The following is a 12,348-nucleotide window of genomic DNA, read 5'->3' as shown; positions in this document are numbered from 1 at the left end:
GACCGTGCCGTGCAATCCACGGTGCGTCGGGTGCGACCGAGAGATGGAATGGACGAAGAACATATGTATGCCGCCAAGACCACCGAGTCGACCTCGCGCCGCCGTGGCGCGCACCGGCTCCGCCAGGGCGTCCTGTTGACCGCGGCGATCGCCGCCGCAAGCGCTGTGCTCATCGCTCCTGCCCAGGCCGCGCCCCACCTGCCCTCGGGTTCGGCGGAGCTGGCCACCGAACCGGTGCCGCCGAAGGCGAACTTCGCACCGCCGAGCCTCAACCCCGGTGAGGGCGAGGTCGTCGGTGTCGCACAGCCGATCATCATCAACTTCAAGGAGCCGGTGGGCGATCGCGCGGCCGCCGAGCGGGCCATCAAGATCACCTCGTCCAATCCGGCCGAAGGCCACTTCTACTGGATCAGCGATAAGCAGGTGCGCTGGCGGCCCAACGAGTTCTGGCCCGCCGAGACCGATGTGGTGGTGGAGGCCGGCGGCAGCCGCAGCGCCTTCCGGATCGGTGAAGCGCTGGTCGCCACCGCCGACGACAACACCAAGACCATCACCGTCACCCGCAACGGTGAGGTGGTCAAGACCATGCCGACCTCGATGGGCAAGACCGACCACGAGACCCCCAACGGCACCTACATCGTGGGTGAGAAGCGCCGCGAGATGGTGATGGACTCCTCCACCTACGGTGTGCCGATCGATGATCCCGAGGGCTACAAGCTCGACGTGGAGTACGCCACCCGCATCTCCTACAGCGGTATCTTCGTGCACGCCGCGCCGTGGTCGGTGGGTCAGCAGGGCGTGGCGAATGTCAGCCACGGCTGCCTCAACGTCAGCACCGAAGACGCCAAATGGTTCTTCGAGAACGTGAAGAAGGGCGATGCGGTGGTCGTGCAGAACACCGCGGGCGGCACCCTCAACAAGGGTGACGGCCTGGGCGACTGGAACTGACCTTCCCTGATCACAACAGCGGCGGCGCGTCCTGGATGGACGCGCCGCCGTTGTCATGACCGGGTACTACCAGATCTTCACGCGCTCTTCCGGTTCCAGATACAGGGCATCGCCAGGCTGGATGTCGAAGGCCTCGTGGAAGGCGTCGATATTGCGGACCACCGCATTGCAGCGGAACTCCGGCGGTGAATGCGGATCGGTGGCCAGCCTGCGCAGGGCTTCCTCCGGCCGGGCCTTGGTGCGCCACACCTGCGCCCAGCCGTAGAACACCCGCTGCAAACCGGACAGCCCATCGATGACGGGCGGTTCGGCGCCGTTCAGCGAGATCCGGTACGCCGCCAACGCGATCGAGAGCCCACCGAGATCACCGATGTTCTCGCCGATGGTGAACTCACCGTTGACGGTGTGCTCGTCGGGCAGATCCTTCGGTGACAGCACACCGTACTGATCGATCAATGCCTTTGTGCGCTTGGCGAATTCGGAACGGTCGGCATCGGTCCACCAGTCGACCATATTGCCGTCACCATCGTATTTGGCGCCCTGATCGTCGAAGCCGTGGCCGATCTCATGCCCGATCACCGCGCCGATGCCGCCGTAGTTGGCGGCGTCGTCGGCGTTCATATCGAAGAATGGCGGCTGGAGAATCGCTGCGGGGAACACGATTTCGTTCATGCCGGGGTTGTAGTAGGCGTTGACGGTCTGCGGCGTCATATGCCATTCGTCCCGGTCGACCGGGCCGCCGAGCTTGTTCAGATCACGGTCCACCTCGAAGGCGTATCCGCGTCGATAGTTGCCCACGAGATCGTCGGCGGCGATATCGAGCGCCGAATAGTCGCGCCAGCGATCGGGATAGCCGATCTTCGGGGTGAACTTGTCCAGTTTGGCCAGCGCGGCGGTCCTGGTGTCGGGGCCCATCCACTCGAGTTCGGAGATATTGCGGCGGTAGGCCTCACGCAGATTCTCCACCAGCTCGACCATGCGTTCCTTGGCCGCGGGCGGAAAGTGCTGCTCCACATACAGTTTGCCGACCGCCTCGCCGAGCAGATCCTGCACCAGCGAGACCGCCCGCTTCCAACGCTCCCGGTTCTCCTGCGCACCGGTGAGGGTGCGGCCGTAGAAGTCGAAGCTCTCATCCACCAGCGCATCGGTGAGATAGGGTGCGCGCGAACGCACTACCCGCCACATCGCCCATGCCTGCCAATCGGCCAGTGACTCCTGTTCCCAGGTGGTGGCGAAGGCGCCGAGGTAGTCGGGCTGACGGACGACCACCTCGGCGAACAGTTCGCTCGCATCCTTGGTCGCCGACTCCGCCAGCGCCGCCGACCAGGCCTGCCAATCGAATGCGGGATGCTCGGCGGCCAGTTCGGCGAAGGTGCGCAGGTTGTAGCTCAGCTCCGCCTCGCGGCGGCGCACGACATCCCAGTGCCCGGCGGCGAGCTTGCGTTCGAGTTCGAACACCCGCTGGCCGACCGGCGCGGCGGGCAGCAGCCCGGCAAGGGCGTCGTCGGCGGCGGCGAGCGCGAACATCCGGTCGATATGGGCGATATAGGCGGTGCGGATCGCGTCGAATTCGTCCTGGCGGTAATAGGACTCGTCGGGCAGTCCGATACCCGACTGGGTGAGGTTCACCAGGTAGCGCTGGGAATCCTTGTCGTCGGTATCGACGTAGACCGCGAGCGCGCCACCGACGCCGGTGCGTTGCAGACGGCCCAGCAGTGCGGCGAAGGCAGCCCGATCGGCAATCTCGGCGATGGCCGACAGTTCGCCCGCGATCGGCGCGAGCCCGGCCGCGGACACCCGATCGGTATCCATGAAGCTCGCGTACAGGTCGGCCACCTTGCGGCCCTCGGTGCCCGGTGCGCCGCCTGCCTGCTGGATGATGGCCTTGACATCGAGTTCGGCCTGGTCGTAGAGCGTGCGGAAGGCGCCGTCGACGGCCCGATCGGCCGGAATCTCATACGATTGCAGCCAGGCGCCGTTGACGTGCGCGAACAGGTCGTCCTGCACCCGAACGCCCGGGTCGAGGTGGGACAGATCGATACCGGAGGGACTGGTCGATGCGGAGGTCACGACCACCAGTATGCCGGTGGCCGCGAACTCCGTGGGGTGATGTTCAAGCGGGCAGGGCGATGCGGTCGAACTCGCCGACGATGGCGCCCGCGCGGAATGCCGCCCACTCCTGCGGGGTGTAGACGAGCGTGGTGGCGCCGTGACCGAGCCGGATGTGGCCGTCTTCGGCGGTGTGCACGGTCAAGACGCTCGTGGCGGGCCCGCGCTCGGTGAGGGAGTCGATGAATACGGTCCATTCCCGTGCGGTGACGGTGATGACGGGCTCTTCGTCGGGGCGATTTGCCGGGTTGCGGCGATATTTGCTGTCACGGATGAGCACCGCATCACCATCGAACCGAACCTCGACACATTGGTTCCCGTTGTTGGATCTGCTCGATGTGAACCAGCCGCGGGCATGCGGCCGGTACTTCGCGGTGGTGGCCATACGCCGCATTTTACCCGACCGCATACCGCCTGAGCAGGGATAATGACTCCTCCCGTGGTAAGGATTGCTCCAGTGCGCGCACATAGGCGAAGCTCAGATCCCGCACCTGCTCGGGATCGTCGACAGCGCCGCCGAACACCGCGCCCTCGGCCCATCCGAAGGTGGGCACCTGTTCACCGGCGAAATCGATCAGATGGAAGCTCGATCCGCCGAGCACCGCACCCGCCGGGGCGGTGAACGGGATGACGCGCACCTCCACGGTGTCGAGTTCGGACATCAGATCGACCAGATGATGCAGCTGAGCGCGCAGCACATCCGGGCCGCCGGTCTGCTGGCGCAGCGTGCCCTCGCCGACGACGGCGGTCAATTCCACCGGATCGGGCCCGCGCAACCGCTGCTGCCGATGCATCCGTATTGCCACCAACTGCTCCACCTGCACCGGCCGGATCATGACATCGGCGCTGATCAGCGCCCTGGCATAGTCCTCGGTCTGCAACAGGCCCGGCACCACCGAACTGTCGTAGCTGCGGATGCTCTGCGCGCCGTATTCCATACCGTAGAGCCGCTGCAATTCCGGCCCGATCAGCGCCGAAGATTTCGCCCACCAGCCGCGCTGTTTACTGGCGTGCAGCAGATCGAGTAGTTCGCCGCGTTCCTCGGCGTCCACCTCGAGCAAATCGAGCACCGGGCCGATGGTGTTGGTGGTCAGGACCCGTCTGCCCTTCTCCACATGCGACCAGTTGGCGGGGGTGAAGCCGACCTGTTTGGCGAACCCGGCCGAATCGAAGCCACGCTGTGCGCGTAGCTCACGTAGCCGCAGCACCAATTCCCAGCGGGCAACTGTCGGCGAAACGGGTGCCATGGCTGCCGATGCTACGCCCGCGGAAGTCATCGGCGTGTGACTATTGTCAGGGCTGGTGGTCGGGTCTACTGTCGGACTCAGCGGTCGATCCCTTCCTGTACGAGATCCACCAGCGCCGAGGCGAGGTTCGTCATGAGTACGTCCCGCACTGATTCCGAGCCGGGCAGTTATCCCACGTCCGATCCGCCACAGCATTTCCTCGCGGTTCAGGACGCCATTGCCCGCTGTCGCAGCTACCGCAAAGAACACGGTTTGTTCGCCATCGTCGACCAGACACTCGGGCGCATCATGCTCGAGATCGGGGCGGTCGGCGCTGTCGCCATGCCCGCCGTCCTCGGCAGGCAGGTGCACGAGCGGCTCGACAGCCGAGGTATGCGCAACGGGCCGATCGTCGCCCATCCGCGCTCCTCGCGCTGGACCTTCCTGACCGAGCCGATCGATAATTCGTATCTGGACACCGAACTGTTCGCCGATCTGTTCCGCGAATGCGCCTCGGTGGCATTGCCCGGCAGCCAGATCGTGCTGCCCTCACCGGCCGATGAGCACAGTGGCTACCGGGTCTGGATCAATCCCCCCGAACACGACTACCGGCCCGAGTTCGGCGATGTCGTCGCCGCGACCAGGGCCGTCGCGATCAAGGCGCGGGAGTCGGGGTGACCCCGAGCTTATCCTCGAGCCGCTGGTTGAATTCCGATTCACACCGGTCGATCTCGGCCTGATCATTGCCCGCGTTGGTCACGCAGTCGTAGAAGTCGGTGACACCGGCCTCTTCGGCGATGCCCCAGTAGATGATTCCGGCGATGACAGCGCCGATGATCGCGAGCACACCGAGGATCAGCCCGATCCAGGCCATCACGGCGCCGCCCGCGGTTTTGCGCATGGCTTTGATCACCGCGATGACACCGAAGATCACCGCGAATACGCCGAACAGCCCACCGCCGAACACCGTCCAGAACGTCAGGGCGGCCAGGATGCCGAGCACGAGCGCTGTGATCGCCAGACCTTTACGCTGCGGCGACTCCTGCCAATACTCCGGCTTCCCCGGATACTGACCCGGCGGCGGAGGCGGGTAATCGCCGGGAGGAGGCGGATACTGCGACATGGGAGTCCTCTCGGTCGGTGGCCGCTGATCGGTCGGGTACGACATGGGTTGATCGCGTCTGCCGACCTCAGATGTTAATGGCGCACCGGCTCGCGGCGGCGGGGCGCGCAGACCGTCCGGCGGGGCCGCTACGGTCCGCCCAGGCGCGCGTGCATCTCCCAGACCAGCACCTCAGCGGGCATCCGCGCGGTGATGCGCTGCCCGCCCGAGCGGGTCATCCGCACCGCGTCACCCTCGTACAGCGGGCCGACGCCCTCCATCTCGACCTCACCGCGCGCGATGAAGACATGCAGATACAGCGCATCGGGCAGTTCGACGACCGAATCCGGGCCGCCCGGCTCGATGGCCGCGAGCCTGGCCACGTGCAATGCCGAATGGCTGCTGTTGATGGCGATGGCGGTGCGGTCGCGATAGCGGGGCAGGCCGGAGGCGACGGTGACCAGCCCGCCCGCCGCCAGCTGATCGTCGATCTCGAGCTGCTGGTAGCCGGGGTCGACGCCCGGCTCGTCGGGCAGCACCCACATCTGGACGAAATGGACCGGCTCATCGTGTTCGGCGCGGTTGCCGTCCAGCCGCCAGGAATCGTTCTTCTCCGAATGCATAATTCCGGTGCCCGCGCTCATCCGCTGCGCGAGACCCGGATAGATGATTCCGCTGTGACCGAGCGAATCCTGGTGGACAAGGCTGCCGCCGAGCACCCAGGTGACGATCTCCATATCCCGATGCGGATGCGTTTCGAAGCCCTGACCTGGCAGAACTATATCCTCGTTATTCACCAGCAACAGCCCGTGATGGGTGTTATCGGGATCGTAGTGCTGTCCGAACGAGAACGAGTGTTTCGAATCGAGCCACGAGATACGCGTTTTCATGCGATCACCGCCGCGATGGACATCAATATGCGGAGTCGTGAGTGTGGACATCGCGGTCCTCCTCTCGGGCTCGGGCACCATCGCCTTTCCGGTTGAAGTACCCCGCCGCTACCGTGGCGCGCGATACTCCACATTCCTTGTAAATTGTCTGCACCCGGCATTTTACGCGAGCGACCAGCGGATGAACGGTAGGTGAGCAGTACCGGCCGATCTGTCGAATCAGTGCGACGACGTAACAGAATGTGCCCCAATGGAACCGGAGGGATGGGCGGATGCGACCGGAAACACTCGCCCGCGTCGAGCGGCAGCTCCGCACCGAGGCGCGCCGCGACGGGATCACCGACTTCGTGGTCGGCGTCGCGGTATTTCGCGAACGAAAACTGCTGGTGGTGCGGCGCGTGCCGGACGACTATCACGGTGGCATGTACGAACTGCCCGGCGGTGGGGTCGAATCCGGGGAAAGCTTCGCCGACAGCGTCGCCAGAGAACTGCATGAGGAAACCGGCCTGCGGGTGCGCGCCGTCACCGATTTCCTCGGCAGCTTCGATTACGCCACCAGAACCAAGCCGCGGGTCCGCAAATTCGCATTCGTGGTGGAAGCCGAACCGGGCGAGGTCGAACTGGCGCCGGGTGAACACGACGCCTACGCCTGGATCGATGCCGCCGACCTGGCCGATCTCCCCATGGCGCCCGATATGCGTCAAACAGTGAGTTCGCTGGTCAGCACCGGAATTCGCTGACGGCGACGGACACCACACCTGCTCGGAAATATACGAACGGCGCGCGCCGGGTAGCCTCACGGCCGTGTCCAGTGCTCGGCCCGACAATCGCCACGCGGCGGACGGCTCCGGCGAACCACCGGCCTCCGGCACCGAGCCGACGATGACCGCGCGGGAGAAGATCCGGGCGTTCCGCATCGCGCTGCGAGAGAGCCCCGGTGTGGCGCGGCTGGCGCTGGTGCGGTTCACCGGACAGTTCGGTGACGGCATGTTCCAGGCGGCGCTGTCGGGCGCGATCCTGTTCAACCCCGAACGTGAAACCGATCCGCTGGCCATCGCGGCCGGGTTCGCGGTGCTGCTGCTGCCCTATTCCTTCATCGGCCCATACGCGGGCGCGCTCCTGGACCGCTGGGATCGCCGGGCAGTGTTGCTGGTGGCGAATGTGCTGCGTGCGGTGCTGATCGCGGCGGTGAGCCTCGGGCTGCTGGCCGGTATCGGCGAGAGTCCGCTGCTGTTGCTCGCACTGGCCGTGGTCGGCATCAGCCGCTTCGTGATGGCCGGGGTGTCGGCCGCACTGCCGCGGGTGCTCGCCCAACGCTGGCTGGTGCCGACCAACTCGGTGCTCGCCACCGTCGCCTCCGGTTGCGCCGGGGTCGGGGCGGCGGCCTCGGTCGCGGTGATCGGATTGATAGGCGCGGGGGATACCGGATCGGCGGTCGCGGTGGCGGTCAGTGCGGTCGGGTCCGTGGCGGGCGCGCTCCTGGCGACGGGTTTCGCGCCGCGGGCGCTCGGGCCCGAAGCAGATGCCGCCGCGCGGACGGGCACCGTGCGCGCGATCGCGACGGGTCTACGCACCGGCGCCCTCGCCGTATGGGAATCGGTGCAGGTCACCACCGCGATGATCGGGATCGGCACGCATCGGATCGTGTTCGGCGTGAACACGCTGATCATGGTGCTGGTGCTGCGGCAGGCGCCGTCGGACGGTTCCGGGGTGGACAGCGGGCTGATCGGCTTCGGGGTCGCGATCGCGGCGACGGCGAGCGGGATGCTGGTGGCGGCGGCGGTCGCGCCGATTCTCATTCCGCGGCTCGGCCGACCGCGCACGGTGGTCGCCGGTCTGGTGACCGCGACGACGGTGCAGTTGCTGCTGGTCACGCCCATCGCGGTGGCCGAATCCGGTGCCGCCGCGCACCGGGCGCATCAACTGCTGCTCATCGGGGCGTTTCTGTTCGGGCTGGCCGGTCAGACCATCAAACTCACCGGCGATGCGGCCATGCAGATCGATATCGACGACACTCGCCGCGGCCAGGTGTTCGCCCTCCAGGACACCGTGTTCAATGTGGCGTTCGTACTGGCCATCGCGCTGGCGGCACTCGTGGTCCCCGCGAACGGCCGATCGCTGCCGATGGTGGCGGCGGGCGCGGCCATCTATGGCGCCGGGATCGTGGCCATCGCACTGAACACCCGCCGCGGGCGCGTCGGCCGAACCGGATAGCCGCGGTCCAGGCGGATCGGGACCCCGCGCATCGACCCCTCGAAACGTCGGCGAAGTCCCCGATCCGGCCCGGCCGGACGAGGAGGAGCGCTCAGCCCTGCCCGTCCTCCGCGAACCCGGGCACCGGATCCCCGAGTGTGGCGCTCACCTGCACCCCCAGATCCACCTGCACCACCAGCCCCGCCGGATGGCCGGGCTGCACATCCGGCCGCACGAACGGGTCCACCGGCGGCATGAGCTGCGGCGGTGTCAGCAGCCCGCCCGGCGGCACGGGCAGCGGCGCAGCGCTGTGTTCGATGGGCGGCACCGGATGCGGTCCGGCGTACGCGCCGGACGGGTCGGCCAGGGGCGACTGGCTGCCGGGTGGCGGCTCGGACGGCGCCGCAGGGTGCGACGGAGCACTGTGACCGGTGGGCGGATCGATGGGCGGCACCGGATCCGGCCCGACGTGCGCGCCGGATGGATCGGCCAGGGGCGGCTGGGCGGTGGGTGGCGGCATCTGCTCGGCGGCAAAGGGATCCGCGGGCGGCGCGTGGTGCCCACCGAGCGGATCCGGCGGGGCACCGTGCCCGACGGACGCGTCGGTCGGAGGCACCAGCGGCGGCGCGGCGGGGCCGCCGGGGTGTGCCGGAGGTGGCAGGTGCTGCCCGGCGAACGGGTCCGCGGGTGGCGGCGCGTGATGCGGGGCGGTATGCCCACCGGGTGGGTCCATGGGGTGCGATGGGGTGCCGTACCCGGCGACCGGGTCGGCCGGGGGCTCGAACCCGCTGGTGGCGGTGGGGGTGGCCGGGTCGGGTGGTGGGGCCTCGCCGCGGACCACCCAGTCCAAGGGCTCGCTGGCGGCGTCGGCGGGGGTGCCGGTGATCTGGTGGTCCCAGACGCCGGTGCCGGACGGGTCGGTGAAGAAGGCGTCGAGTACGCCGTCGTCGTTCAGGTCGAGGGCGGCCACGTCGGCGACGCCGTCGCCCTTGGTGTCCCACATGGCGTCGTCGGCCAGTCCGTCGCCGTCGAAGTCCAGTTGTACGGCGTCCGGTGTACCGGCCAACTCCAGATTCGCCTGCGTCGACCAGACGTCGACGGCGCCGTCGCCGGTTCCGAAGGCGTACTCGATCTCGTTCATATCTGCTTGGACGCGGGCCGCGCCGATCCGGTTCCACCGCGCCGCAACATTCCTCGAGACGCCGCATTCATCCCCTGGCTGCGCCGCGCGCGGTAAGTTGATCTTCGCCTGATCCGGTCGGGCCACGGCGGCGGAAGCGTTACGTCACCACGGAGGGCCGGGAGATCAGGCCTCCGCCCGATCCGATCCGACCCGGGAGCCGCCGCGCCATGGGACTTCTGCCGAACCCGCTCGGTGCTCGCTCCCACTCCGCCACCCCCTATCGCCCCGCATTGTTCGGCGTGCTGATCACCGGGGTGCTCGCGGTTCCCGCGCCGGTGCAGGCGATACCGCATCCATGGGCGCCGCCGCCGGTGAACAGTTGCGGTGAGGTCGGTTTCGATCCGCTTGCGCGCGAACCCGACCCGTCGCAGCCACCAGCACCGCCGCTGCCACCGCAGATCGATATTCCGATCCCGGTCCCGCAGCTCACCCCGGTCCCGGTGCCGGATCCACCGCACGACAACACCAGGATCGCGCCGGAGCCGTTGCCCACCGACCCGTGCCACAATCCGTGCCCGGACATCCGCGATACCGACAAACCCACGGAATCCGCGCCAGGACCGCAGGCGCCCGATTCGGGTTCGGGTAGCGGTTCGGGCTCGGGCAGCGCCTCCGGTTCGGCCGAACCGATCAAACTGCCGAAGATCCAGATCAAACCCGAAATCGAGCCCATCCCGATTCCGGTACCAGGCGAGCCGGGTGATCCGCCGCAGCCCGCGCCGCCACACGTCTCGCATCCCGCCGAACCCGGACCGCTGACCCAGGCGGTCGCGCCCGCCCGTGTGGAATCGGTGCGGCTGGTGGAGCAGGTCACCGGCCCCGGCTCCGAGAACCGCACCGATATGCGCTGGCAGGTCGACGGCACCGACCTCGGCCTCATGTGGGAGAACAAGCCGGGTGAGGTCGCGGTGGTTTTCGGTGACACCTTCGGTAAGGGCTGGACTCCGGGCGGCGCGGGCGGCGAGGACGAGGACTGGCGCAGTAACGTGCTCGGTTACAGCACCGACCGCGATCTGTCCGACGGTCTGACGCTCGACACGATGGTCCAGGACAGTCGCTGCCACGCCGCCGAACTGCTCGGCAGCCGCAAACTGAAGAACTGGGAGACCACCACCATCCCGACCTCCGGGTTCGCCATCGGCGACCGGCAGTACCTGAGCTATATGTCGGTGAACCGTTGGAGCCGCATCCCCGGTCTGTGGTGGACCAACTACGGCGGTATCGCCTACTCCGACGACAACGGCAGCACCTGGGTCAAGGACCAGCACGCCAAGTGGGACAACCTGTTCGGACTCGGCCGGTTCCAGGTGGCGGCGATGGTGCCGCAGGGCGAATACGTCTACATGTTCGGCACACCCAACGGACGCATCGGCGTGATCGGTCTGGCCAGGGTGCCCAAGGACGAGGTGCTCAACAAGTCCGCCTACCAGTACTGGGTGGGCGGCACCTGGGCGCCGGCCCTCGAAAACCTCGCCACACCACTGGTTCCCGGTATCGCCTCGGAACTCTCGGTCCGCTATGACGCGGAATCGGATCGGTGGCAGATGGTGTACCTGGATTCGGCGCGCGGCGCGATCGTCCTGCGCACCGCCGCAGCACCGCAGGGCGCGTGGACCGATGCCGTGCCGCTGGTCTCGACCACCGAATACCCGAAGTCCTACGGCGGATTCATCCATCCGTGGTCGACCGCACAGGATCTGTACTTCACCATCTCGGCCTGGGACAGCTACAACGTCTACCTCATGCACGCCCGCCTCGATCAGCCCTGACCACGACTCATTCGCGACGAAGCGCGCTGTTCGACCGGGCCGACGAATACTCAGCAGCGGCGAAACCGCACCGTGCGACCGGGCCGCGCCTGCGCCATCGAATCGATATCGGCGTCGACGACCACACCGATCACCGGGTACCCACCGGTGATCGGATGATCGGCGAGGAAGACCACCGGCTGCCCGGACGGCGGCACCTGGATGGCGCCGAGCGCGACACCCTCGGTCGGGAGTTCTTGTCCGAGGCGGCGTTCCAATGCCGGGCCGGATTTTCGCTGTAGTCGCGCGCCGATCCGGTCGACGTCGGCGCTCACGGTCCAATCACCCGCGAACAACGCACCGGCATCGACGAACCAATCGTCACGCGGCCCCGGAATGACTCGAATGTCCAGCACAGCAGGCAGATCCGGCAATGGCGCCTGGTCGATGATCGGAAACGACCGTGGCACAGGACCGATGGGAAGTTCATCGCCGGGATGCACCGGCTCCGGCCCGATGCCGGACATCGTATCGCGGCTGCGCGAGCCGAGCGTGGATACGACGTCGACGCCGCCGCGGACCGCGACGTAGCTGCGCAATCCTGTCGCGGCCAGACCCAGTGACAGCACCTGATCGGGTTCGAGTTCGAGCACGCTCGCATGCCCGACCGGACGACCGTCGACCGCGGCCTGCGCGGGCGCACCGGTGACGGCCAGCGTGGTGTGTCGCAGCGTCCGCACTGTCAATCCGCCGAGCAGCACTTCGATTCCGGCATGACCCTCGGGATTGCCGACGAGCCGGTTGGCCAGCCGTAACGCACCACGATCGGCCGCACCCGATACCCCGACCCCGGAATCGAACCAGCCGGGGCGGCCGAGATCCTGGATGGTCGCCAACGGACCCACGCGCTCGACCAGCAGTTTCGCATCGCCGCCGGTCATTGCCGCAC

Annotated in this window: 12 protein-coding genes; 5 read left to right on the top strand and 7 right to left on the bottom strand. The window is 67.5% G+C overall.

Annotated features, from left to right (window positions below; all coding sequences use genetic code 11):
* Window positions 1–63 precede the first annotated feature (63 nt).
* Window positions 64–948 (top strand): L,D-transpeptidase, encoded by an 885-nt coding sequence (locus QH168_RS26780; protein WP_432421188.1) that lies wholly within the window; start codon window positions 64–66, stop codon window positions 946–948.
* A gap of 66 nt (window positions 949–1,014) precedes the next feature.
* Here the strand turns inward: QH168_RS26780 and QH168_RS26775 are convergent, their stop codons facing one another.
* Genes QH168_RS26775 through QH168_RS26765 form a run of 3 tightly spaced genes read right to left on the bottom strand, consistent with a single transcriptional unit; the run spans window position 1,015 to window position 4,304 of the window.
* A complete protein-coding gene (locus QH168_RS26775; protein ID WP_432421187.1) occupies window positions 1,015–3,027 on the bottom strand; it encodes a M13 family metallopeptidase in 2,013 nt (670 codons plus the stop codon).
* Window positions 3,028–3,061: 34 nt separating this feature from the next.
* Window positions 3,062–3,442: a DUF397 domain-containing protein gene (locus QH168_RS26770; RefSeq protein WP_280468703.1), complete on the bottom strand. Its 381-nt coding sequence runs from the start codon at window positions 3,440–3,442 to the stop codon at window positions 3,062–3,064.
* 10 nt (window positions 3,443–3,452) lie between these two features.
* Window positions 3,453–4,304, bottom strand: coding sequence for a helix-turn-helix domain-containing protein (locus QH168_RS26765; RefSeq protein ID WP_280468701.1), 852 nt, complete (start codon window positions 4,302–4,304; stop codon window positions 3,453–3,455).
* A gap of 132 nt (window positions 4,305–4,436) precedes the next feature.
* Here QH168_RS26765 and QH168_RS26760 point away from each other — a divergent pair, with 132 nt between their 5' ends.
* Window positions 4,437–4,961 (top strand): hypothetical protein, encoded by a 525-nt coding sequence (locus QH168_RS26760; RefSeq protein WP_280468700.1) that lies wholly within the window; start codon window positions 4,437–4,439, stop codon window positions 4,959–4,961.
* Here the strand turns inward: QH168_RS26760 and QH168_RS26755 are convergent.
* Both QH168_RS26755 and QH168_RS26750 read right to left on the bottom strand, forming a co-directional pair.
* Window positions 4,939–5,406: a DUF4190 domain-containing protein gene (locus tag QH168_RS26755; RefSeq protein ID WP_280468699.1), complete on the bottom strand. Its 468-nt coding sequence runs from the start codon at window positions 5,404–5,406 to the stop codon at window positions 4,939–4,941. The two genes, QH168_RS26760 and QH168_RS26755, sit on opposite strands and share 23 nt — an antisense overlap.
* 128 nt (window positions 5,407–5,534) lie before the next feature.
* Window positions 5,535–6,326, bottom strand: coding sequence for a pirin family protein (locus QH168_RS26750; RefSeq protein WP_280468697.1), 792 nt, complete (start codon window positions 6,324–6,326; stop codon window positions 5,535–5,537).
* Window positions 6,327–6,547: 221 nt separating this feature from the next.
* Between QH168_RS26750 and QH168_RS26745 the strand changes: the two genes are divergently transcribed.
* The gene (locus QH168_RS26745; RefSeq protein ID WP_280468695.1) at window positions 6,548–7,015 is read left to right on the top strand and encodes an NUDIX hydrolase; all 468 of its coding nucleotides are present in this window, start codon (window positions 6,548–6,550) and stop codon (window positions 7,013–7,015) included.
* 142 nt (window positions 7,016–7,157) lie between these two features.
* On the top strand, window positions 7,158–8,489 hold the full coding sequence (locus QH168_RS26740) for a hypothetical protein (RefSeq protein ID WP_280468935.1): 1,332 nt from the start codon (window positions 7,158–7,160) through the stop codon (window positions 8,487–8,489).
* A 91-nt stretch (window positions 8,490–8,580) separates the two neighbouring features.
* On the opposite strand, the gene QH168_RS27625 is transcribed toward QH168_RS26740, so the two are convergent.
* Complete coding sequence (locus QH168_RS27625) at window positions 8,581–9,609, bottom strand: hypothetical protein (RefSeq protein ID WP_348537616.1); 1,029 nt, start codon at window positions 9,607–9,609, stop codon at window positions 8,581–8,583.
* Between the two features lie 209 nt (window positions 9,610–9,818).
* Here QH168_RS27625 and QH168_RS26730 point away from each other — a divergent pair, with 209 nt between their 5' ends.
* Window positions 9,819–11,420, top strand: a complete 1,602-nt coding sequence (locus tag QH168_RS26730) for a DUF4185 domain-containing protein (protein ID WP_280468694.1) — start codon at window positions 9,819–9,821, stop codon at window positions 11,418–11,420.
* A gap of 50 nt (window positions 11,421–11,470) precedes the next feature.
* Here the strand turns inward: QH168_RS26730 and QH168_RS26725 are convergent, their stop codons facing one another.
* A complete protein-coding gene (locus QH168_RS26725; RefSeq protein ID WP_280468693.1) occupies window positions 11,471–12,340 on the bottom strand; it encodes a biotin-dependent carboxyltransferase family protein in 870 nt (289 codons plus the stop codon).
* Window positions 12,341–12,348 lie beyond the last annotated feature (8 nt).

The organism is Nocardia cyriacigeorgica (assembly GCF_029868385.1).
GTDB classification, from domain to species: Bacteria; Actinomycetota; Actinomycetes; order Mycobacteriales; family Mycobacteriaceae; genus Nocardia; species Nocardia cyriacigeorgica_F.
The sequence above is the reverse complement of the archived record's forward strand: the minus strand, read 5'-3'. Positions and strand labels throughout refer to the sequence as shown.

What these genes read in the sequence shown, in the direction of transcription:
- QH168_RS26780 (WP_432421188.1), top strand. Translation starts at nt 64, where the DNA reads ATGTATGCCGCCAAGACCACCGAGTCGACCTCGCGCCGCCGTGGCGCG.
- QH168_RS26770 (WP_280468703.1), bottom strand. Translation starts at nt 3,442, where the DNA reads ATGGCCACCACCGCGAAGTACCGGCCGCATGCCCGCGGCTGGTTCACA.
- QH168_RS26765 (WP_280468701.1), bottom strand. Translation starts at nt 4,304, where the DNA reads ATGGCACCCGTTTCGCCGACAGTTGCCCGCTGGGAATTGGTGCTGCGG.
- QH168_RS26760 (WP_280468700.1), top strand. Translation starts at nt 4,437, where the DNA reads ATGAGTACGTCCCGCACTGATTCCGAGCCGGGCAGTTATCCCACGTCC.
- QH168_RS26755 (WP_280468699.1), bottom strand. Translation starts at nt 5,406, where the DNA reads ATGTCGCAGTATCCGCCTCCTCCCGGCGATTACCCGCCTCCGCCGCCG.
- QH168_RS26750 (WP_280468697.1), bottom strand. Translation starts at nt 6,326, where the DNA reads ATGTCCACACTCACGACTCCGCATATTGATGTCCATCGCGGCGGTGAT.
- QH168_RS26745 (WP_280468695.1), top strand. Translation starts at nt 6,548, where the DNA reads ATGCGACCGGAAACACTCGCCCGCGTCGAGCGGCAGCTCCGCACCGAG.
- QH168_RS26740 (WP_280468935.1), top strand. Translation starts at nt 7,158, where the DNA reads ATGACCGCGCGGGAGAAGATCCGGGCGTTCCGCATCGCGCTGCGAGAG.
- QH168_RS27625 (WP_348537616.1), bottom strand. Translation starts at nt 9,609, where the DNA reads ATGAACGAGATCGAGTACGCCTTCGGAACCGGCGACGGCGCCGTCGAC.
- QH168_RS26730 (WP_280468694.1), top strand. Translation starts at nt 9,819, where the DNA reads ATGGGACTTCTGCCGAACCCGCTCGGTGCTCGCTCCCACTCCGCCACC.
- QH168_RS26725 (WP_280468693.1), bottom strand. Translation starts at nt 12,340, where the DNA reads ATGACCGGCGGCGATGCGAAACTGCTGGTCGAGCGCGTGGGTCCGTTG.